Annotated in this window: 14 protein-coding genes and 1 pseudogene; 11 read left to right on the top strand and 4 right to left on the bottom strand. The window is 72.5% G+C overall.

The genetic code is table 11. From position 1 onward, the window contains the following. Positions 1–149 precede the first annotated feature (149 nt). Positions 150–5639: a pullulanase-type alpha-1,6-glucosidase gene (gene pulA / locus IH54_RS0119445; RefSeq protein ID WP_420711784.1), complete on the bottom strand. Its 5490-nt coding sequence runs from the start codon at positions 5637–5639 to the stop codon at positions 150–152. 440 nt (positions 5640–6079) lie between these two features. Between pulA and IH54_RS0119440 the strand changes: the two genes are divergently transcribed. From IH54_RS0119440 to IH54_RS39995, 6 genes are all read left to right on the top strand, one after another. Next, positions 6080–7381 carry an extracellular solute-binding protein gene (locus IH54_RS0119440; protein WP_031518356.1) on the top strand — a complete coding sequence of 434 codons (1302 nt, stop codon included), beginning with the start codon at positions 6080–6082 and terminating at the stop codon, positions 7379–7381. 163 nt (positions 7382–7544) lie between these two features. Beyond that, positions 7545–8543, top strand: a complete 999-nt coding sequence (locus IH54_RS0119435; protein WP_078862354.1) for a carbohydrate ABC transporter permease — start codon at positions 7545–7547, stop codon at positions 8541–8543. A gap of 13 nt (positions 8544–8556) precedes the next feature. Then, a complete protein-coding gene (locus tag IH54_RS0119430) occupies positions 8557–9459 on the top strand; it encodes a sugar ABC transporter permease (RefSeq protein ID WP_031518354.1) in 903 nt (300 codons plus the stop codon). Positions 9460–9571: 112 nt separating this feature from the next. Next, the gene (locus IH54_RS0119425; RefSeq protein ID WP_031518353.1) at positions 9572–11308 is read left to right on the top strand and encodes an alpha-amylase family glycosyl hydrolase; all 1737 of its coding nucleotides are present in this window, start codon (positions 9572–9574) and stop codon (positions 11306–11308) included. Positions 11309–11342: 34 nt separating this feature from the next. Beyond that, positions 11343–12452 (top strand): LacI family DNA-binding transcriptional regulator, encoded by a 1110-nt coding sequence (locus tag IH54_RS0119420; protein ID WP_052397640.1) that lies wholly within the window; start codon positions 11343–11345, stop codon positions 12450–12452. A 37-nt stretch (positions 12453–12489) separates the two neighbouring features. Then, entirely contained in the window at positions 12490–13443 is a 954-nt protein-coding gene (locus tag IH54_RS39995; protein WP_078862353.1) for a phosphatase PAP2 family protein, read from the top strand. Between the two features lie 28 nt (positions 13444–13471). Here the strand turns inward: IH54_RS39995 and IH54_RS0119410 are convergent, their stop codons facing one another. Together IH54_RS0119410 and IH54_RS0119405 are read right to left on the bottom strand one after the other, a co-directional pair. Beyond that, positions 13472–16477, bottom strand: coding sequence for a bifunctional [glutamine synthetase] adenylyltransferase/[glutamine synthetase]-adenylyl-L-tyrosine phosphorylase (locus tag IH54_RS0119410; protein ID WP_031518350.1), 3006 nt, complete (start codon positions 16475–16477; stop codon positions 13472–13474). Positions 16478–16571: 94 nt separating this feature from the next. Beyond that, positions 16572–17333, bottom strand: a complete 762-nt coding sequence (locus IH54_RS0119405; protein WP_031518349.1) for a group II truncated hemoglobin — start codon at positions 17331–17333, stop codon at positions 16572–16574. Between the two features lie 76 nt (positions 17334–17409). Between IH54_RS0119405 and IH54_RS0119400 the strand changes: the two genes are divergently transcribed. Then, entirely contained in the window at positions 17410–17787 is a 378-nt protein-coding gene (locus IH54_RS0119400; RefSeq protein ID WP_078862352.1) for a winged helix-turn-helix transcriptional regulator, read from the top strand. A gap of 51 nt (positions 17788–17838) precedes the next feature. Here IH54_RS0119400 and IH54_RS0119395 read toward each other — a convergent pair. Beyond that, positions 17839–18351 (bottom strand): annotated as a pseudogene (locus IH54_RS0119395) (UTRA domain-containing protein); the annotation flags it as partial. Positions 18352–18546: 195 nt separating this feature from the next. Here IH54_RS0119395 and IH54_RS0119385 point away from each other — a divergent pair. From IH54_RS0119385 to IH54_RS39990, 4 genes are all read left to right on the top strand, one after another. Continuing rightward, on the top strand, positions 18547–19074 hold the full coding sequence (locus IH54_RS0119385; RefSeq protein WP_031518346.1) for a hypothetical protein: 528 nt from the start codon (positions 18547–18549) through the stop codon (positions 19072–19074). A gap of 170 nt (positions 19075–19244) precedes the next feature. Continuing rightward, positions 19245–20141, top strand: a complete 897-nt coding sequence (locus IH54_RS46215; protein ID WP_052397639.1) for a hypothetical protein — start codon at positions 19245–19247, stop codon at positions 20139–20141. Positions 20142–20165: 24 nt separating this feature from the next. Continuing rightward, positions 20166–20837: a response regulator transcription factor gene (locus IH54_RS0119375; RefSeq protein ID WP_031518344.1), complete on the top strand. Its 672-nt coding sequence runs from the start codon at positions 20166–20168 to the stop codon at positions 20835–20837. Beyond that, positions 20834–22378, top strand: a complete 1545-nt coding sequence (locus IH54_RS39990) for a sensor histidine kinase (RefSeq protein ID WP_043181530.1) — start codon at positions 20834–20836, stop codon at positions 22376–22378. Before IH54_RS0119375 ends, IH54_RS39990 begins: the two co-directional genes overlap by 4 nt. Positions 22379–22498 lie beyond the last annotated feature (120 nt).

Raw genomic sequence — 22498 nt, 5'->3', positions numbered from 1 at the left:
GCCGGGTAACACCAGGGGCGCGTGGGGGCACCCCCAGGCGAAGCTCTGGGGGAGAACGGCGCGAGCAACCACCCACGCACAGAAGGTCGCGCGGACTACCGCAACAGGCAGCCCGGGGCGCAGCCCCGACGACCCCGCGCCCAAGCGGGTCAGCCGGCCCGGAAGACGGCCACCGTGCGGGCCGGCACGGTGAAGGTGCCGGTCGCGGCGGTGTCGGCCGCGGCCTTGACCACCGGGTCGGAGCCGCGGGCCTGCACCGGGTGCAGGGCGTACGAACGCCCGGCCAGCGAGGCGACCCGCTGCGAGGTCACGTCAGGCGTCGCGTTGAACACCACCACGAGATCACCCGCGGTCATGGTGATGACCCCCGGCGTCTCGTCCGCCCCCGACAGGGGGAAGCCCACCTCGCGCTGGACCTCCTCCGCGGTCGTGAGCCGGAAAGCGGGCTCGGCGGTGCGGATCCGCAGCAGGTCCTGGTACGCGGCGGAAGCGGAGCCCATCTCCGCGCATCCCGGCACCGCCGCGGAACCGGTGAGCAGCGGCGTGGCGTAGGGCCACTTGTCCTGGTTGTCGGCGGCGGGGGGCAGCCCCCGCCCGATGCCGTTGCCCTGCGTGCAGTCCCAGTGGATCGCGTTGAACCAGTCGCCTGAGTCGAAGGAGTTGCGGTCCAGCGACTTGGACCGCAGCAGGTCGGATCCGGCCTGGTAGAGCGCGGGCCCCTGGGAGAGCGCCGAGGTGGCCTCGGCGAGGACCTGCATGCGGGCCCGGTCGGCGGCGGAGGTGTCCGCCGGGAGCTTGTAGGTGAGCGCGTCGTAGAGGGATTCGTTGTCGTGCGCGTCGGCGTACGCGAGCGCGTCGCCGGGCGCGTCGGCGTACCCCGCGGGGGCGCCGTTGTAGTCGATCTCCGCGCCGGTGACCTTCTTGCCCGCGGAGTCGGTGAAGCTGAACTGCCGCAGGTTGCCGGTGAGTCCGACCTCGATGAGGTCCTGGTAGTGCAGGAGGCGGGCCTTCTGCTCCGCCGGGGCCCCGTTCGCCGGGGACGCGTTGGGGTCGGTGTACAGGCCGGAGGCGAAGCCCTGGACGCCGGGGTCGGCGTCGAAGGGGCTGCCGCCGCGGACGGCGTCCCGCGAACGGTCGGAGAACGTCGCGATGCCGGTCCCGGCCATGTTCGCCTGCGTGGCCTGGACGAAGCGCGCGTTGTCGGCGACCTCGCCGAAGTTCCAGCCCTCGCCGTAGAGGATGATCTTCTTGCCGTCGACGCCGTCCTTGGCGAGGGTGAGCGCGTCGAGGGCCTTGCGGACGGCGAGGATGTTGGCCTTGGGGTGGTGGCCCATGAGGTCGAAGCGGAAGCCGTCGACCTTGTACTCCCTGGCCCAGGTGACGACGGAGTCGACGACGAGCTTGCCCATCATCGCGTTCTCCGGCGCGGTGTTGGCGCAGCAGGTGGAGTTGGCGACGGAGCCGTCGGGCATGAGCCGCTGGTAGTAGCCGGGCACGATCTTGTCGAGCACGGAGGTGTCGGCCTGGCCCGCGGCGGAGGTGTGGTTGTAGACGACGTCCATGACGACCCGCAGCCCGGCGCCGTTGAGCCCCTGCACCATCTGCCGGAATTCCCGGGTGCGGCCGGCGCCGTCCGGGTCCTTGGCGTACGAGCCCTCGGGCACGGTGAAGTGGTAGGGGTCGTAGCCCCAGTTGTACGCGTCGGTGGCCTGCTGCGCGGTGACGCACGCCTGTTGGGCGTCGCTCGCGGGCCCGTACGAGGCCAGGTCGCAGTCCGGGGTGGTCTGGTCGGCGGTGCGCTCGGGGACGGTCGCGAAGTCGAACGCCGGGAGCAGGTGGATGTAGTTGATGCCCGCGCCGGCGAGGTCGCGCAGATGCGTCATGCCCGCGGACGAGGTGTCGGTGAAGGCGGCGTACTTGCCGCGGTCGGCGGCGGGGACGGTGCTGTCGGCGGCGGAGAAGTCCCGGATGTGCAGCTCCTGGATCTGCGCCCGGCTCATCGGGACGGCGGCGGGCTTGTGCTCGCCGGTCCAGCCCTTGGGCGCGAGCTTCGGGTCGTCGAGGTTCACCAGCAGGCTCTGCTTCGAGTCGGCGGTGAGGGCGACGGAGTAGGGGTCGGTGACCTTGTTGACGACGAGTTGCCGGACGCTGGGCGCCCACACGGTGACGTCGAACAGATACGCCTTGCCCGTCCAGGACGTGGGGCCGCTGACCGACCAGACGCCGCTGGCGGCGTCCTCGCGCATCGGGACGGTCTTCCCGCCGATCTCCAGCGCGACCTTGTGCGCGGTCGGCGCCCACACCGACACGCTCGGCTTGCCGTGGGCGTCGAACACCGGGCCCAGCGTGGCGTGTTGGGCCGATCCTGCGTAGAGGTCGTCGAGCACGCCCTGGGTCTGCACGCCCGTCGCGGCCAACAGGGCCCCATTGGCCGCCCGCTGGGTCGCGACGATCTGGCCGCGCAGCGCCTCGCGGACCCGGGAGCGGTCGCGCGGGTCGACACTGAAGGCCGAATACCCCTTCAGCTGCGGGAATTCGGCGAGTTGGGCCGCGGTGAGGCCGCCGGGGACCTTCGCCAGTCGCAGCCACTTGCCCCCGCCGGACAGGGCACCGTCCTTGACGGTGATGCCGCCGTCCGCCGCGTAGACGAGCTGCTGGGAGGCGGAGGGGGCGGTGGTCTGCCAGGCGACGGTGTCGCGGTCGATCCACTGGGCCTGCGCCTTGCCGAGGTCCAGGTCGGCGCCGCTGCCCTGGGGCTGCGGCAGCAGGTAGGCGGGGGTGGCGTCCAGCAGCCACACCTCGTGGCCGGTGCCGGTGAGGTCGAGGGACTGGTCGCTGGGCAGGTCCTTGGTGTCGCCGTTGTGCAGGATGTAGCTGAGCGACGTGGCGCCCGCGGCGAGCGGCACCTCGAAGACGGCGCCGTAGGAGTCGATCCTGGTGGGCTTCAGCGGCGCGGTCCAGTCGGTGGGGTTCGCGGCGCCGGTCCAGGTGTGCAGGCCCCAGCCGTCGTAGTTTCCTCCCCCAGAGCCTCCGGCCTGGGAGGTGCCCCCAGCCCGGTGGTAGTGCAGTACGGCCTTCGCGGTGTCCTGCGGCGGGTAGGCGCCGTCCGGTGCGCTGGTGGCCACGGCCGAGCTGCCCTGGCTGATCCACACCTCGCCGCTGGTGGTGAGGTCGATGGTGCGGTCGCCGTCGGTGTCCTTGACGCCGTCCTTGTTCACGACGATGAAGCCGACGCCGGACGCCCCGGGCTTGAGCTTGACGTACGCGAAGGCGCCGTAGGCGTCGCGGCCGGTGAAGGCGTGCCCGGCGGGCCAGGTCGTGGCCTCGCCGTCGGCGATGTCGCCCCAGGCGTACAGGTTCCAGTCGGCGTAGTTCCCGTCCGACCTCGCGTAGTGCACGATCGCGTAGTCGTGGCTGACCGCGGTCGGCGGCGCCGTCACGGGGGCCGTGCCCGTCACCGTCGCGGCGGTCGCGGACGCGGTGCGTCCGCTGGCGTCCACCACAACGGCCTTGTAGCGCACGGGCGTTCCGGCGGGCGTGGCGGCGTCGACGACCTGCGCGACCCGGTACGGGGCGTGGTCGGCCGAACCGAGCACCTTCCAGGGGGCGTTGCCGACCTGCGCGGCGAACACGACGCGGTTCAGGCCGCCTCCGTTGACGTCCGCGGACAGCTCCACGGTGCCGGTGGCACCGGCGGCGGGCGCGGTGAGCGTCAGCTTCGGGGCGGTCGCGGGCTTCGGCAGCGGCTTCGCGGCGTGCAGCACGACGGCCTGGAGCGGCGGCACGGTCACGGTGAGGCTGCCGCCGTCACCCGTCACGAAGGAGCCGGTCGTGCCGTAGAGGCCGGTGTAGGCGGCGCCCGCCGTGTTGCCGGTCGGCACGGTCACCTTCTGCGCGGTGGTGGCGTTGTTGACGGCCACCAGGTAGTCGTCGCGGCTCGCCGTGTCGGTGCGGGAGTAGGCGTAGACGCCGGGCCCGTCGCCGGGGGCGGTCCAGCGCTCGGTCTGGACGCCGTCGCGCAGCGCCGGGTGGGCCTTGGTGAGCTGCGACAGCGCGGCGATCGTGCGGTAGAGGGGGTGCTGCGGGTCGTAGGCGTCGCTCGCGGCGGTGCGGTCGGTGCCGATCTCGTCGTCGTCGAGGTAGTCGGCGACCTGCGAGGCGAACATCGTCTGCCGGGCGTTCTTGTCGCCGCCGGGGCCGCCGGTGAAGCCCTGCTCGTCGCCGTAGTAGACGACAGGGTTGCCGCGGCCGAGGAACATCACCTCGTTGGCCAGCTCGTCGCGCCTGAGCAGCTCGGCGTCGCTCGCGCCCGGGTTGTCCTGGGCGAGGAAGCTGCCGATGCGGCCCATGTCGTGGTTGCCGAGGAAGGTGACCTCCTCGTACGCGTTGGCCTTGTCGGTGGTGTAGCGGTAGTCCTGGCCGTAGACCTTCCCGAGCTTCGCGGGCGAGGCGCCCTGCGAGGCGTAGGCGCGGGCGGCGTCCTGGAAGGGGAAGTCGAGCGTCGCGTCGAGGCGGCCCTGGGTGACGTACGGCGAGGTGACGGCGGGGTCGGCGTCGTAGGTCTCGCCGAACATGAAGAAGTTCTTCCGGCCGTGCTTCGCGGCGTAGTCGTCGAGCGCGGTGGCCCACTGCGTCCAGAACGGCATGTCGACGTTCTTGACGGTGTCGATGCGGAAGCCGTCGACCGCGAAGTCCTTGACCCACTTCTCGTAGATCTGCTCCATGCCGCGCACGACCTCGGGGCGCTGCGTCCACAGGTCGTCCAGGCCGCTGAAGTCGCCCTGGTCGGCGCTCTCGCCGGCGAAGGTGGAATCCCCGCGGTTGTGGTACATCGTCGGGTCGTTGAGCCAGTCCGGCACCTTGGCGTGCCGCTGGTCCGCGGGCACGGTGGGGGTGCGCGGGAAGGACGCGGCGGTGACCTTCGGGAAGGTCTTGGCGCCGTCGGCGTAGGTGTCGTCGTCGAAGGGGGTGCCGTCGGCGGCGATGTACGGGAAGGCGCCCTTGGCAAGGTAGTTGTACGTGCTGTCGGTGTTGCCGATGACGTCGGCGGTGTGGTTGGTGATGACGTCGAAGAAGACCTTCATGCCCTTGGCGTGGGCCGCGGAGATGAGGGTGCGCAGGTCGTCGTTGGTGCCGAAGTGCGGGTCGACCTGGGTGAAGTCGGTGATCCAGTAGCCGTGGTAGCCGGCCGAAGCATCGGCCCCCGTCCCCTGCACGGGCTGGTTCTTGAAGATCGGCGCCATCCAGATGGCCGTGGTGCCGAGGCCCTTGATGTAGTCGAGCTTCCGGGTGAGGCCCTTGAGGTCGCCGCCCTGGTAGAAGCCCTTGTCGGTGGGGTCGTAGCCGGTGGCGAGGCGGCTGCCGGTGAGGCCGCCGCGGTCGTTGGACGGGTCGCCGTTCGCGAAGCGGTCCGGCATCACGAAGTAGAACTGCTCGCGGGTGTCGTCGTGCCGGGCGGCCTGCCCGGCGAGCGCCCCGTCGGACGGCGGTGCGGGCGGCTGCGGTGCGCCGTGCGCGGCCGCGGCCGGTCCGAGGGGGACGAGGGCGGCCAGCGCCGCGAGGGCGGTGGCCGTGGCCACGCGCCGTATACGGCGGCGGCGTCCGATCCGGTACGCGGGCAGCCTGAACTCCAGGGCCACGGGCGGTTCTCCTTGCTGGGGACAGCCTCGCGCCCGGGTCCACGCGCATGAACCGGTCGCCACTGCGGCGTCGGTGCCGAAGCTGTCCGGGAAGGTATCCCCGCAAGGGTGCTTGCAGCAAGAGTCTGTAACCACTTCCCTTGATCAGGCAGTTCGCACCACGCCCGCACCCCCTCCCGCGCCGGTCGTACGGGCCGGGCACCCGCCCGTACGGCACGGGCTTGCGTACGAGCCGCCCGCCGTACGGCGTACGCCGGAGCACGTCCAGGTCACGGCGGCATCACGGATGAAGGATCTTGCAGAAAATTTCTTGCAGCCTCTTTCGCAAGGCATTACAACGCTGTTACCTTCCTGCCCAGCCCGACGGCCCGCAGGGACGACATGGCCGGCAGCAAGCCTGGCCAGGGCGAACGGGCACTTCCCTCATCAAGGAGTCAGGTATGCGACGCGGCATATCCGCCGTGGCGATGGCCGCGGCCATCGTTCTCGGGGCGACCGCCTGTGGCGGTAGCGGTAGCGACGACAAGAGCGACAAGGGGGCGCCCGCCAAGGACCCGGCGGCGGTCTCCGGGACGATCACCTACTGGGACACCTCGGACGCCAAGAACGAGGCCCCGACCTACCAGGCCCTCATCAAGGACTTCGAGGCGAAGTACCCGAAGATCAAGGTCAACTACCAGAACGTCGACTTCACCACCGTGGAGCAGAAGTTCAAGGCGGCGGCGCAGAGCGGCAAGGGCGCGCCCGACGTGGTCCGCACCGACGTCGGCTTGATCCCGGAGTACGCCTCGCTCCACTACATCGCCCCGCTGGACGGCACCGCGGCGCTGAGCGACACGCAGGACTTCCTCGCCGGCCCCATGAACACCACCAAGTACGAGGGCAAGACCTACGGCGTGCCGTCGGTCACCGACACCCTGGGCCTGCTCTACAACAAGGACATCTTCGCCAAGGCCGGCATCACCAAGCCGCCGGCCACGTGGGACGAGCTGATCGCCGACTCCGCCACGATCAAGGCGAAGGTGCCGGGCGTCGCGGGCACGTACGTCAACCCCGACTCGTACTTCCTCTTCCCGGTGCTGTTCGGCGAGGGCGCCGACCTCGCCGACCCGGCGGGCAAGAAGGTCACGGTCAACTCGCCGGAGGCCGTCAAGGCGGTCACCGAGGCGAAGAAGATCTACGACACCTCCTCGCTCAAGGTCGACTTCGCGAGCGCGTACGACAACATGCAGACGTCCTTCAAGACCGGCAAGGTCGCGATGCTGGTCCAGGGCCCCTGGTCGGTCGGCGACGACCTGACCGGCTCGGCCTTCCAGGGCAAGGCGGACAACCTCGGCTTCGCCCCCGTCCCGGCGGGCTCGACCGGCAAGGCGCAGGCCCCGACCGGCGGCCACGACCTCGCGGTCTACCAGGGCTCCAAGAACATCGACGCGGCCTACCTCTTCACGCAGTTCATGACGTCCTCGGCCAGCCAGCAGACGATCGCCGCGAAGAACGGCACGCTGCCCACCCGGACGTCGGCCTACACCGCCGAGGTGCTGAAGAACCAGACCATCGCGGGCTTCAAGCCGATCATGGACACCGCCCGGCCGCGCGTCGCGCTGCCGCAGGTCGGCAGCCTGTTCACGCCGCTGCAGCAGGAGTACATCAAGATCCTCCAGGGCAAGAGCTCGGTCCAGGACGGCCTGGACGCGGCGGCCAAGGAGTTCGGCAAGCTGCTGCCGGGCTACGCCGTGCAGTAGCCGCCCGTGCACTCCGGACCGGCCGGCCGGGGCCCCCGCCCGCACCGCGGGCAGGGGCCCACGCGCCCGGCCGGCCGGTCCGGTCCCCCGCCGCCGCACCCCACCGCCGCAACCCCGCCATCCCCACGCACCGCCGTGGCACAGCCGAGAGAGCCGAGGAGCGATGACCACCGCCACCATGGACGACCCCGCCCCGGGGACGGCCGCCCGCCCGCCGCGCCAGCCGCGGCCCGGCCTGATGACGACCCTCAGGCGCTCCTGGGACCGGTACTGGTACGCCTGGGCGATGGTCGCCCCGGTCGTCATCGTGCTGGCCGTCCTGGTGCTCTACCCGCTCGGCTACGGCACGTACCTGTCGCTGACGAACGCCAACGAGACGAACGTCGCCAAGGACATCGGCCCGGTGCACATCGGCGCCAGCTACCACTGGGTGGGCCTGCACAACTACTGGCAGATCCTGTCCGGCAAGGACGGCGACTTCTACCCGCGGCTCGAGTGGACGCTGGTGTGGACGGTCTCCTGCGTCGTGGTCACCTACGCCATCGGCCTGGGCATGGCGATGCTGCTCAACCGCAAGGTGAAGTTCCGGCTCTTCTACCGGCTGTGCCTGATCATGCCGTGGGCGGTGCCGGCCTTCATCGGCGTCTTCGCCTGGCGGCTCATGCTCAACTCGCAGTACGGCGTCTTCAACGACATCCTCACCAGCGTCGGGCTCCCCGCCCAGGACTGGCTCGGCTCACCGACGTCGCAGAAGATCGCCGTGATCATGGTGAACATCTGGGTCGGCGTGCCGTTCATGATGGTCGCCCTGCTCGGCGGCCTCCAGGCGATCCCGGGCGAGCTGTACGAGGCCTCCGAGATGGACGGCGCCTCCCCGTGGCAGCGCTTCCTCAACGTCACCCTCCCGGGGCTGCGCCCGGTGACCAGCACGGTGGTGCTGCTCAGCACGGTGTGGACGTTCAACATGTTCGCGATCATCTACCTGCTGCTGGGCAACAACACCACCGGCGACACGGACATCCTGGTCACCTACGCCTACGAGAAGGCGTTCACCGGGGTCTCCGACTACTCGGGGGCGGCCACCTACGGGATCGTCATCCTGCTGATCCTCGTGGCCTTCTCCACCTTCTACCGCCGCAAGCTGAAGCCCGAGCAGGCCTAGGAGCCGGATCACCATGACCGCCACCACCCACACCGGCCGGGCCTCCACCGCCGCGTCCGCCCGGCCCGCCGCCGCCACCCGCCGCCGCTCCCGGAACGAGCGCAGCCGCGGCGCCTCGATAGCCCTGCACGCGACGCTGCTGGCCGCGAGCGCCATCGCCGTCTTCCCCGTGCTGTGGATCCTCTTCATCTCGCTCGGCCCCAGCACCGCCTGGCAGGAGCCGCACGAGGTGCTGCACCACCTGGGCCTGGGCAACTACCGCTTCGTGCTGCTGCACTCGCACTTCCCGACCTGGTTCCGCAACTCGCTGATCGTGGCCGGCGCCACGACCGTGCTGGGCGTGCTGGTGTCCGCGAGCGCCGGCTACGCGATCTCGCGCATGCGCTTCCCCGGGCACAAGTCGCTGATGTGGACCTTCCTCGTCACGCAGATGTTCCCGATGGCCGTGCTGATCGTGCCGCTGTACAACCTGCTGGCGCAGCTCGACCTCATCGACACCTACGCCGGCCTGGTCCTGGTCTACTGCACGATCGCGGTGCCGTTCTGCGCCTGGATGCTCAAGGGCTACTTCGACACCATCCCGCGCGACATCGACGAGGCGGGCCGGGTCGACGGGCTCACGCCGTTCGGCACCTTCTGGCGGCTGATCGTGCCGCTGGCCCGGCCGGGCCTGGCCGTCACCGCCTTCTACAGCTTCCTGACCGCGTGGGGCGAGGTGGCCTACTCCACCCAGTTCATGAGCAGCGACCACTACACCCTGGCGTCGGGCATCCGCACCTTCGCCTCCGACCAGCGCGCGGACTGGGGCTCCATGACCGCCGCGTCGGTGCTGATCGCGATACCCGCCTCGATCGTCTTCCTGCTCGTCCAGAAGCACCTGGTGACCGGTCTGACGGCCGGCGGCACCAAGGGCTGACCCGCCCCGCGCATCCCCCCGCACCCGCACCGCACGCACGTACGTACGTCCGCCGCCCGCCCCCGGTCCGCTCCGGGGCAGGGCAGCGGACCCGCACCCGACAAGGGAATCCATGAGCCAGCACCTCTCCGACGCGCCCCGCTCCGCCGCCGCTCCCGCTGCCGCCGCCGGGCACAGAGACTGGTGGCGCGATGCGGTCATCTACCAGGTGTACCCGCGCAGTTTCGCCGACGGGAACGGTGACGGCATGGGCGACCTGCCCGGCATCACCGCCCGGCTGCCGTACCTGCGCGACCTCGGCGTGGACGCGGTGTGGCTGTCGCCGTTCTACGCCTCCCCGCAGGCCGACGCGGGCTACGACGTGGCCGACTACCGCGCGGTCGACCCGATGTTCGGCACCCTCAGCGACGCCGACGACCTGGTGCGCACCGCCCACGGGCTGAACCTGCGGGTCATCGTCGACCTCGTGCCCAACCACTGCTCCGACCAGCACGAGTGGTTCAAGCAGGCGCTGCGCGAGGGCCCCGGCAGCGCGATGCGGGACCGCTTCCACTTCCGTCCCGGCAAGGGCGCGGACGGCGAACTGCCGCCCAACGACTGGGAGTCCATCTTCGGCGGTCCCGCCTGGACGCGCACGACCGACCCGGACGGCACGCCCGGCGAGTGGTACCTGCACCTCTTCGCGCCCGAGCAGCCGGACTTCAACTGGGACCACCCGGCGGTGCACGAGGAATTCCGCTCCGTGCTGCGCTTCTGGCTCGACCTCGGCGCGGACGGCTTCCGTATCGACGTCGCGCACGGCCTGGTCAAGGCCGCGGGCCTGCCCGACATCGGCCACGCCGAGCAGCTCTCGCTGCTGGGCAGCGCGCCCATGCCGTACTTCGACCAGGACGGCGTGCACGAGATCTACCGCGGCTGGCGGCGGATCCTCGACGAATACCCCGGCGAGCGCATCGGCGTAGCCGAGGCGTGGACGCCCACCCTGGAGCGCGCCGCGCTCTACCTGCGGCCCGACGAGCTGCACCAGGCCTTCAACTTCGAGTACCTGGGCACCTCGTGGGACGCCGCCGAGCTGCGCCGGGTCATCGACCGCTCGCTGGCCGTCATGGGCGCGGTCGACGCCCCCGCCACCTGGGTGCTGTCCAACCACGACGTCACCCGGCACGCCACCCGCTTCGCCAATCCGCCGGGTCTGGGCACCCAGCTGCGCGAGGCGGGCGACCGCGAGCTGGGCCTGCGCCGCGCGCGGGCCGCGACGCTGCTGATGCTCGCGCTGCCCGGCTCGGCGTACCTCTACCAGGGCGAGGAGCTGGGCCTGCCGGACGTCACCGACCTGCCGGACGAGGTGCGGCAGGACCCGTCGTTCTTCCGCGCCGCCGGGCAGGACGGCTTCCGCGACGGCTGCCGGGTGCCGATCCCGTGGTCGGGCAGCGAGCCGCCGTACGGCTTCGGCCCGGTCGCGGGCGGCCCGAGCTGGCTGCCGCAGCCGGCGAGCTGGGCGGGGCTGAGCGTCGAGGCGCAGACCGGCGACCCGGACTCGACGCTGGAGATGTACCGCTCGGCCCTGGAGCTGCGCCGAAGCCTTCCGGCGCTGGGCGCCGGCACCGAGGTGGCGTGGCTGGACGCGCCCGAGGGCGTGCTGGCCTTCCGGCGGGACGCGGCGGACGGCGGCGAGGGCTTCGTGTGCCTGGTGAACCTCACCGCGCGGCCGGTCACGCTGACCGTGCCGGACGGCCGCGCGCTGCTCTCCAGCACGTCGGGGGGCGCGGGGACGAACGGTGATCTTCACGGCACGGACGGCGCTGCCGTCACAATCGCCGCTGACACGACAATTTGGTGGGCGATCTGACGTGGTGGCATTCCGTCCAATAACATCCGGTGGTGTGACCGCGCGGCTCGCAGACATCGCAGCGCAGGCGGGGGTCAGCGAAGCGACGGTCAGCCGGGTTCTCAACGGCAAGCCCGGCGTGTCCGCGACCACCCGCGAATCAGTGCTGGCCGCGCTCGACCTGCTGGGGTACGAGCGTCCCGTCCGGCTGCGCCAGCGCAGCGCGGGCCTGGTCGGGCTCATCACGCCCGAGCTGGAGAACCCGATCTTCCCCGCGTTCGCGCAGATCATCGGGCAGGCCCTGACCCGCGAGGGCTACACGCCGGTGCTGGCCACCCAGACGCCCGGCGGCTCCACCGAGGACGAGCTGGTGGAGATGCTGGTGGAGCGGGGCGTGGCCGGCATCATCTTCGTGTCGGGGCTGCACGCCGATTCCACCGCGGACATGGAGCGCTACGCCCGGCTCCAGGGCCAGGGCGTGCCGTTCGTGCTCATCAACGGCTTCACGGAGAAGGTCGACGCGCCCTTCGTGTCGCCCGACGACCGCGGCGCGATGCGGCTGGCGGTCACCCATCTGGCGGCGCTGGGGCACCGGAAGATCGGCCTCGCGGTCGGGCAGAAGCGTTTCATCCCCGTTCAGCGCAAGATCGAGGGCTTCGTCGCGTCGATGACCGAGGTGCTCGGCGTGTCGCAGGACGAGGCGCACGGGCTCATCCAGCACTCGCTGTACACCCTGGAGGGCGGGCAGGCCGCGGCCGGGGCGCTGATATCGGCGGGCTGCACCGCGGTCGTGTGCGCCTCCGACATGATGGCGCTCGGCGCGATCCGGGCGGCCCGCCAGCAGGGGCTGACGGTGCCCGGTGACGTGTCGGTCGTCGGCTTCGACGACTCGCCGCTCATCGCGTTCACCGATCCGCCGCTCACCACGATCCGGCAGCCCGTCACCGCGATGGGCCAGGCCGCGGTCAACGCGCTGCTGGAGGAGGTCGCCGGCACCCCGGCGCCGCACAGTGAGTTCGTCTTCCTCCCCGAGCTGGTCGTGCGCGGATCGACGGCGGCGGGCCCGAGCGGGCAGGGCGGACAGGCCGGACAGGCGGCGGCGCTGCCCGCGCAGGGCGGGGTGGCTCGTACCACCCGGTCAGGCGACGACCCGGCCGGAGTCTGAGCCTCACCAGGGGACACATCTGGCAGACTGGGGTCCTATGGGGGAACCGACTGCGAAGACCGCGAATGAGGCGGATGACCACTCCGGCTCGGCGCAGCGCTCCAGCGGATCCCGGGCCGCCCTCGACACGACCGGCACGTCCGGCGAGAGCGGCACCGGTGAGCCGGGCCTGGCCCGTACGCTGCTGGAGCGGCTGCGAACCCCACGTCAGCCCAAGTTCTGGTTCGAGATCCTGCTGATCGGCGTCAGCTACTGGCTGTACTCGCAGATCAGGAACGCCGTCCCGGAGCAGCAGGTCGCCGCGCTGCGGCACGCCGACGCCATCTGGGCCCTCGAACACCACCTCGGCCTGGCGTTCGAGCGCTCGGTCAACCACGCCGTCAACTCGGTGACGTGGCTGATCGTGGGGATGAACTACTACTACGCCACGCTGCACTTCTTCATCACCATCGGCGTGCTGACGTGGCTCTACCTCTACCATCCGTCGCGCTACGGGCCCGCCCGGCTGGTGCTGTTCGTGACCACCTGGGTGGCGCTCGTCGGCTTCTGGGCCTACCCGCTGGCGCCGCCGCGGCTGATGACGGGCGGCGGCTTCATCGACACGGTGCTGGTGCACCACACCTGGGGCTCGCTGTCGCAGGGCAGCCTGGCGAAGGTGTCCAACCAGTACGCGGCCATGCCGTCGATGCACATCGGCTGGTCGCTGTGGTGCGGGATCACGATCGTCACGCTGGCCAAACCGCTGTGGGCGAGGATCCTGGGCGGCCTGTACCCGGTGTTCACGCTGCTGGTGATCGTGTCGACCGGCAACCACTTCTGGATGGACGCGGTCGGCGGCGCGGTGTGCCTGGCATTCGGCTTCGGCGTGGTGTGCCTGATCTACGGGCGGTGGGTGTACGCGCTGCCGAAGTATTCGACGGGCGCGTTGATACTGGAGGACAAGGCCGGCGACGGCGGCTACATCGTGCGCGGCCGCAAGAGCCGGCCGTGAGGGCTCGGCCTCGTAGCGGCTCGTTGCGTCACCCCTCGTAGAAGAGCCGCTCCACGACCGCCCGCGCGCGGCGGGTGCGGCGGCGGTAGTCGTCGAGCATGTCGCCGACGTGGCCGGGCGGGAAGCCCAGGTAGCGGCTCACCGCGGCCAGCTCGCGGCCGTCGCCGGGGAAGGTGTCACCGGGGCGGCCGCGGACCAGCATGACGGCGTTGCGGACCCGGGTGGCCAGCACCCACGCCTCGTCCAGCACCTCCGCGTCCGCCGCGTCGACCAGGCCCGCTCCCGCCGCGGCGGCCAGTGCGGTCCGGGTGCCGGTGGTGCGCAGCTCGGGGAGCCGTCCGGCGTGCTGGAGCTGGAGCAGCTGCACCGTCCACTCGACGTCGGAGAGCCCACCGCGGCCCAGCTTGGCGTGCAGCGTCGGGTCGGCGCCACGCGGCAGCCGCTCCGACTCCATCCGTGCCTTGAGCCGGCGTATCTCGCGTACGGCCTCGTCCTCCAGCCCCCCGGCCGGGTAGCGCAGCGGGTCGACGAGCGCGGCGAAGCGCTCGCCGAGCCCCTCGTCGCCGGCGACCGGGGCGGCCCGCAGCAGCGCCTGGCTCTCCCACACCAGCGACCAGCGGCGGTAGTAGGCGGCGTAGGAGGCGAGGCTGCGGACCATCGGGCCGCTCTTGCCCTCGGGCCGCAGATCGGCGTCGACGAGCAGCGGCGGGTCGGCGGTGGGGATCTGCAGCAGCCGGCGCAGCTCGTTGGCGACGGCCAGCGCGGCGCGCCCGGCCTCCTCCTGGTCGGCGCCTTCGTGCGGCTCGTGGACGAACAGCACGTCGGCGTCCGAGCCGTAGCCCAGCTCGCGGCCGCCGAAGCGGCCCATGCCGATGACGGCGAAGCGGGTGGGCAGCGGCCGGGCGTCGTTGTCGGTCACGGCGTTGACGGCGGCCCGCAGCGCGCCCGCGACGGTCGCGGAGGTCAGACCGAAAACCGCGCAGCCGACCCGGTCGACCAGCGCGGCCGGGCTCACCCGGTCGCCCTCCTGCTCGACGTCGTCGCCGTAGGTGTCGATGAGGTCGGCCGCCGCGGTACGGAACAGCTCGCGGCGGCGCACCCCGCGGGCGGCGGTGACGGCCTGCTCGGGGCCCTCGGCGCGGCCCACGGCGGCGAGCACCTCCTGCTCCAGCGCGGTGTGGTCGCGCGGGGCCAGGCCCTCGGCGGACCCGAGCGTCGCGACGGCCTCGGGGGCGCGCATCAGCAGGTCGGGGGCGAGCCGCCCGGAGGAGAGCACGCGGGCCAGCCGCTGGGCGGTGGCGCCCTCGTCGCGCAGCAGCCGCAGATACCAGGGCGTCTTGCCGAGCGCCTCGGAGACCTTGCGGAAGCCGAGCAGGCCCGCGTCCGGGTCGGCGGAGTCCGCGAACCAGCCGAGCAGCACCGGCAGCAGGGTGCGCTGGATGGACGAGGCGCGGCTCACCCCGCTGGCGAGCGCCTCCAGGTGGCGCATCGCGGCGGCCGGGTCGTCGTAGCCGAGGGCCTGGAGGCGCTGCCGCGCGGCGTCGGTGCTGAGCCGGGTGTCGTCGGTGCCGAGCTGCGCGACGGACTCCAGCAGCGGGCGGTAGAACAGCTTCTCGTGCAGCCGCCGCACCTCCATGGCGTGCCGTTTCCACTCCCGGTTGAGGCTCGCGACCGGCTCGGAACGGTAGCCGAGGCCCCGGCCGAGCCGGCGCAGGCCCGCCTCGTCGTCGGGGACGAGGTGGGTGCGGCGCATCTTGTGCAGCTGGATGCGGTGCTCCATGAGCCGCAGGAAGCGGTAGGCGGCGTCGAGCGAGGCGGCGTCGGCGCGGCCGACGTAGCCCCCCTCGGCGAGCTGCCCGAGGGCGGTGAGGGTGGTGGCGCTGCGCAGCGAGGCGTCGGTGCGCCCGTGCACGAGCTGGAGCATCTGCACGGCGAACTCGACGTCCCGCAGGCCGCCGGGCCCGAGCTTCAGCTCGCGCTCCACCTGGGCGGCGGGGATGTTGTCGACGACCCGGCGGCGCATCTGCTGCACGTCGGTGACGAAGTGGTCGCGCTCGGCGGCCTGCCACACCAGCGGGCGGATCGCGGCCAGGTAGTCGGCGCCGAGCGTCGGGTCGCCCGCGACCGGGCGGGCCTTGAGCAGCGCCTGGAACTCCCAGGTCTTCGCCCAGCGCGCGTAGTACGCCAGGTGGCTGGACAGCGTCCGCACCAGCGGGCCGTTCTTGCCCTCGGGCCGCAGGTTGGGGTCGACCGGCCAGATCGTGCCCTCGGCGGTGGTGTCGGAGCAGATCCGCATCATGCGGACCGCGAGCCGGGTCGCGGCCTGGAGGGCCGCGTTCTCCTCGGCGGGCTCGGCGCCGTCGGCGGGCTCGGCGACGAAGATGACGTCCACGTCCGAGACGTAGTTCAGCTCGTGTCCGCCGCACTTGCCCATGCCGATGACGGCGAGGCGGGCGGCAGCGGCGTCCTGCGGGGTCTCGGCGGAGGCGATGGCCAGGGCCGCACGCAGCGTGGCGGTCGCGAGGTCGGCCAGCTCGGCGGCGGTACGCACCAGGTCGCTGGTCCCGCACACGTCCCGGGCGGCTATCCCGAGCAGGCAGCGCCGGTACGCCGCGCGCAGCGCGTCCGGGTCGGTCGCCGAGGCGAGGCCCCGCTCGAACTCGGCGACGCCCGGGTGCAGGTCGGCGGCCTCGTACGTGACGAGCGCGTGCCAGTCCGCGGGATGCCGGGCCAGGTGGTCGCCGAGGGCCTCGGACGCGCCCAGCACGCCCAGCAGCCGGTCGCGCAGCGGCTTCGCCGTCGTCACGGTGTCCAGCAGCGCCCGGCGCTCCTCGGGAGCGAGCGCCTCGACCAGCCGGACGAGCCCCAGCAGCGCGAGGTCGGGGTCCGCGGTGGCGCCCAGCGCCTCCAGCAGGACCGGATCGGTACGGACCTCCGCGAGCGCGTTCCCGTCGAGCAGCCGCTCGGCCCCCGCGGGGTCGGTGAACCCGTGCCGGAGCAGCCGGGTGAACGTACTGCTGCGGCGTCCCTGCATCGGCCCTCCCGGTCCGTCCCGTCCACCATATCGGCCCGCCCTGCGACCCGCGCCCCGGCCGGGCGCCGGTCCCGGGGCGGGCCGGGAGGCCGGGTCAGCCGCGGTAGGGCGGGGTGATGCCCCAGTCCCAGCGGGGCATCGGCGACTCGGGCAGCGGCGGCGGGTTCGGGCCGGAGTAGAGCAGGGCCATCCGCGTACCCCACTCCAGGTAGTACGCGAAGACGGCGCGGAATTCCGGGTCGGCCGGCAGCCCGACCTCGTCGGCGGTGTCGGTGAGCAGGGCGATCCAGCGCCGCCGCTGCTCCTCGGTGAGGCCGCGGCCCAGGTGCCGGGAGGCCATGTGGCGGTGGCCGCCGTGCTCGGTGCTGTAGCGGGCCGGGCCGCCGAAGACCTCGCCGAGCCAGGCGGCGACGTGCTGGGGGTGTTCCGGGTGCATCCCGGCGAAGACCGGCGCGAGCACCTCGTCCTCGGCGACGCGCGCGTAGAAGCGGGTGAAGAGCTTGTCGAAGGCCTCCGCCCCGCCCGCCCACTCGTACAGCGTCGGCAGCGAGCCGCCCTTCCCGGCCACATCGGTGACCTCGTAGTGCCGCATCTCCTCGACGGCCTCGACGTACGGCCCGACCGCGGCGAAGAAGGCCGGGAAGTGCTCGCCCTTGCGGAAGCCTTCGAGGTGGTCGGCAGCGGAGGTCCAGCGGATGCGGAGGGTGTAGGCGCCGGGATCGTCGGCGCACCGGGCCAGCTCGTAGTCCACGCAACTCTCGGCCTGCCCGAGCGGGACGGCGGCCCGCGCGTAGGCCTGCTCGAACGCCTGCCGGTCGGGTTCGGCGATCCGGTAGCGGATGTACTCGACAATCATGGGACGACCCAAACAAGGCGCCCGCCCGGTGGCAAGAACCCACCCCGTGGTGAGTACCCGGAACAGGACACAGCCGATGACGACCGCACCACCGCCGAGGAACGCCCCCGCGGACCGCCGGGGCCCCTCCTGCCCCGTCGAACTGACCCTGGAGGTGATCGGCGGCAAGTGGGCCACGGTGCTGCTGGCCCATCTGAAGGAGGGCGTCCACCGCTACGGCGAACTGCGCCGCCGGGTCCCAGGGGTGAGCGAGAAGATGCTGGTCCAGCGTCTGCGCGGCCTGGAATCCCGCGGCCTGGTCGAGCGCCGCGCCGCCGGGCCGAAGGGCTCCGAGGTCGTCGAGTACCGCCTGACGGAGGAGGGCGCGAGCCTGGTTCCGGTCCTGGAGGCCCTCTACGTCTGGGGCCAGGACCGGGCGGCCAGGACCGGTGTCCGGTTCCCGCCCCCGGAATGAGTGGTTCCGCTGCCGCGGGACCGCGGGAGGGTCGTTCTTGCGCCACAGCGCTCAGCTCTCGAAGGCGTACTCCAGGACGTAGGCGGCGGAGTCGAGCACCATCTCGTTGACCTCGACGGGGGTGCCGTCGCCCGTGTACGCCGTGCGGCAGACGAGCACCACGGGCGTGCCCGGCCCGAGTTCCAGCCGCCGGGCCTCCTCGGCGGAGGGCATCCGGGCGCGGACCTCCTCCCGGAAGCGCACGGGCTCGTGGCCCAGCTCGGCGAGCCGGGCGTAGACCCCGCCGGGTCCGGTGTCCTCCTCCGTGACGCGGGAGCCCGCGACGATCCCCGCGGGGAAGTACGAGACGGCGAGCAGCACCGGCTTGCCGTCCAGCACGAAGCGCCGCCGCCGCACGAGCACGGCGCCGGTCCCGAGCACTCCGGCGACCCCGTCCGGCGCTTCCGCCTCCCCGACCTCCCCCACCTCGACGACGAGCTCCCGCCCCTCGGCGTCCGCCTCCCACACCGACCGCCCGCCGCTCCACCCCTCCCGCGCGAGCCGTGCGATCCCCCGCCGCCGCACCGCGACCCCCGACGACGAGTCGCACCGCGGCCTCGCCCTTGTGGCAGCCCTCGCCGTCCGGCACGGCGTCACCCCGCGCCCGCACGGGATCGGGAAGACGGTCTGGGCGGAGATCGGAAGCGAGGCGGAGGGGTGAGGCGGAGGGCAACGCAGGGGGGCGTCGGAGCGGCCGCCGCGCGCGCATAGCATCCCGCCGTGGACCTCTACTTCGACGCGATACCTCTGCTCGGCGACGCGCGCGACGCGTTCCGGGGGCAGTGGTCGGAGCGGCAGTGGCTCAACGTGCCGGGGCCGTTCTACGGCGCCGAGACCGACAACTGCGGCACGGGCCGGATCCACGCCCCGGGGCTCGTCCTCTACGAGGCCGACTACTTCACCGAGTACGTGTACCGGCAGCCGCGGACCCCGGGGGAGCTCCGGCAACTGGTCGACGCGGCACAGGACGAGGTCTTCGGCGGTTACGGCTGCGACGGGGACAGCCACTGGACGCCGACGGGGGTGCGGGAGTGGTGGCGTGAACGGCGGCGGGTCAGCGAGTACCTGGCGGCTCGGCGGGCCGACTGGGAAGCCGATGACGCGAAGTTCGGGCAAGGGGTGGCGGCCGCCGCCCTGGAGTACGCCGCCTGCATCGAGGGCGAGTTGGCATCGCACCTCCGCGTCTACCTCTTCTGGCTGGAGGAGCGGCGCTCTCCGGCGACCACGGATCGGCTGCCCGTGCTCTGACGGGTGGAAGCTCTCCGGCCCACCAGCAGGAGAACGCGGGGCCCACCGTGCGCACGGCGGGCGTACCGCCGCGTCTGCACCCGACTTCCAAGGAAGTCCTAAGGTGCGGCGAGGGCGGCCCGAAGTGCCGGTTGGTGTGCTGGAGGCAGCCAATCGAGAGGAGGCGCACGATGCGCCACAAGACCACCGCGCTCGCCGCCGCGACCGCCCTGCTCCTCACCGCCGGGGCCACGGCCGCCACCGCCGCCAGCGCCGGGACCGGGGGCGCCAAGGACTCCGGCAAGCCCGGCGTCTGCGCGCCGGACCGGCCCGACAGCAGGCTGGAGAACGCGCTCCGGAACGTCAAGATCGCGCTGGGCGCGAACGGCGGGAAGCTCACCGACAAGGTCGTCGCGGGCTTCGCCAAGGACATGGGGATCTCCACGGCCCAGGCCCGCAAGCAGCTCACGGCCCTGTTCCTGGAGGCGAAGCCCGGTGAGGGCGGCAAGCCCGGCGACGGGAAGGTCCGGTTCCCCTTCACCGCCGCGCAGTTGGCCAAGGTCCTGGGCGTCCCGACGGCGAAGGCGCAGGCCGCGCTGGACGCCCTGGCGAAGCTGGCGACCGGCCCGAGGGGGTTCGTCGACGAGAGCACGCCCGCCTACGCGGCCGTCGCCCACCGGCTCGGGGTGAGCCCGCAGCAGCTGTCGAAGGCGCTCTTCCAGCTCAAGGTGGCCGCGGGCAAGTCCGCGTCCGGCGGGGACAGCAAGGGAGACAAGGGCGGCAAGGGAGACAAGGGGACCCAGGACGGCAAGGACAAGGGAAACGGTAAGGGGAAGGGCCAGGGCCAGGGCCAGGGCAAGGGCAAGGGCAAGGACCAGGGCAAGGGCAAGGGCAAGGGTCACGACAAGGGCAAGCCCGTCCCGTGCAAGCCGGGTGACGTCAAGCCGGCCCCGGGCGACTCCGGCAAGGGCACGGGCTCGGACGACGGCAAGGGCACCGGCAAGGGCACGGGCGGGAAGTCCGCCTCGGCGGACTCCGCGCCGGAAGCCGCCAAGCAGGCGGCCGTGCGCACGCTGATTCCGCGCTGACGCGGCATACGGCACCCTTGCGCCATGCGGCTGCTGGTGGTTGACGACGATGACGCGGTGCGCCGTTCGCTCGCGCACGCCCTGACCCGGGACGGGTACGAGGTCACGGTCGCGGTGGACGGTGCCGCCGCGCTCGCGTCGCTGGCCGCCGGCCGGCAGGACGCGGTGGTGCTGGACATCCTCATGCCGGAGCCGAACGGCCTGGAGGTGTGCCGCCGGCTGCGGGCGCGCGGCGACCGCACTCCGATCCTGATGCTCACCGCCCGCGACCTGGTCGACGACCGGGTCGCGGGCCTGGACGCGGGCGCGGACGACTACCTCGCCAAGCCCTTCGCGCTGGAGGAGCTGCGCGCCCGCATCCGCGCCCTGCTCCGGCGCAGCGGCGCGGACCAGGAGGTGCTGCGCTTCGCCGACCTGGAGATGGACACCGCCGCCTGCAGGGTGACCCGCGGCGGCCGCGCGCTGGAGCTGACGCGTACCGAGTACGCGCTGCTGGAGCTCTTCCTGCGCAACCCCCGCCGGGTGCTGAGCCGCAGCCTCATCTTCGACTCCGTGTGGGGGTACGACTTCGGGCCGTCCTCCAACGCCTTGTGGGTGTACGTGAGTTACCTGCGCGGCAAGCTGGAGGCGGACGGCGGCCCGCGGCTGGTGCAGACCGTGCGGGGGCTGGGGTACGTGCTGCGGGAGGAGCAGTGAGCCTGCGCAACCGGCTCGCGCTCGCGGGCGGCGCGGTGGTGCTCGCGGCGCTGGTGCTGGCCTCGCTCGTGCTCTACCCGGCGCTGAGCGCGAAGCTCAACGAGCAGCACGACGCCGACCTGATCACGGCCGCGGGCCAGGCGCCGGACCTGATCCGGGCCTTCAAGCAGAAGAGCCAGGCAGCCGCCGATGAGGCCGCGTCGGGCGGCGCCACGGACGGCACCAAGGACCCGGCCAAGGGCGGCACCAAGGGCGCCGCCCCGGAAGGCTCCGACGAGGGTACGTCCGGTGGTACCAAGGACCCCGCCAAGGACGGTTCCAAGGACGGTTCCAAGGACAGCAGCGGAGACGGCGGCGGGGTTTCGCCGCAGGTCGTGTTCCCGACCGTGCCGGTACAAGTCGGCTCGGCGCTGCTCCAGTTCGTGCTGCCGCCGGTCGCGGCCGGCCCCACCGACGACTTCGTCGAGGTCAGCCCAGTGGATGTGCTGGTCGCCCAGGGCACGAGGCCGGCGTACTTCCACGACGCCGACTACGACGGGCGCCACTACCGCATCTACACCACGGAGATGGCGGACTCCCCCGGCGTCCTGGTGCGTACCGCCGTGCTGACGGCGGTGGTGAACAGCACGCTGCGGCGGCTCGCGATGCTGCTGGTCGCGATCACCGCGGGGGGCTGCGTGCTCGCCGCGGTCGCCGGGCGGCTGGCGGCCGGGCGGGTGCTGCGGCCGGTGCGGCAGCTGACCGAGACCGTCGAGCACGTCACGGCCACCCAGGACCTGACGGCCCGGCTGACGTCGGACGGGCGGGACGAGATCGCCCGGCTCACCCGGTCGTTCGCGGCGATGATGGCGGCGCTGGAGGAGTCGGTGGGCGCGCAGCGGCGGCTGGTCGCCGATGCGTCCCACGAGCTGCGCACCCCGCTGACCAGCCTCACGACCAACCTCGAACTGCTGGGCGAGGGCCCGGGGGTGGCCGATCCGCAGGCGCCCGCGCTGGTGGCCGAGGCGCGCGCGCAGGCCGCGGAGCTGACGTCCCTCGTCAACGACCTGGTGGACCTGGGGCGTTACGGGCAGGCGCGGCCCCACACCGAGGACGTACGCCTCGACCTGCTGGCGGGCCGGGTGCTGGAGCGGGCGGCGGGGCGCTCGCCGCGGCCGGAATTCGCGGCGGAGCTGCTGCCGTGCCTGGTGCACGCCGACCCGGACGCGGTCGAGCGGGCGATCGGCAACCTGGTCGACAACGCGGTGAAGTGGAGCCCGGCGGGCGGCCGGATCACGGTGGCCACCGATGCCGCCGGAAACGTCACGGTGAGTGACGAGGGGCCCGGCATCCCGGCCGCGGACCTGCCCTTCGTCTTCGACCGCTTCTACCGCTCCCCCGCCGCGCGCTCGCTGCCCGGATCGGGGCTCGGGCTTGCGATCGTGCGGCAGGTCGCGGAGACGTACGGTGGAGGGGTCGCGGCGGAGCCGCTGCCGCAGGGCGTACGGATGCGGCTGTGGCTGCAGCCGGTGCAGCCGGTGAAGCCGCCCGCCGGGAGTTAGGCCGGAAGCCGGGCCGGCGGTACGCGGGGGGCTCACCCCGCGTACACCGGGCGTACCGCAGCGTTCGCCCGTTCTTCACCCGGCGCACCGTTCGCGCGTCTCCGGGGGCTCCTAACTTTG

The organism is Streptomyces sp. NRRL F-5123 (assembly GCF_000721495.1).
Taxonomy (GTDB): Bacteria; Actinomycetota; Actinomycetes; order Streptomycetales; family Streptomycetaceae; genus Actinacidiphila.
Note: the sequence above shows the minus strand (reverse complement) of the source record. Positions and strands in the feature narration are given on the sequence as shown.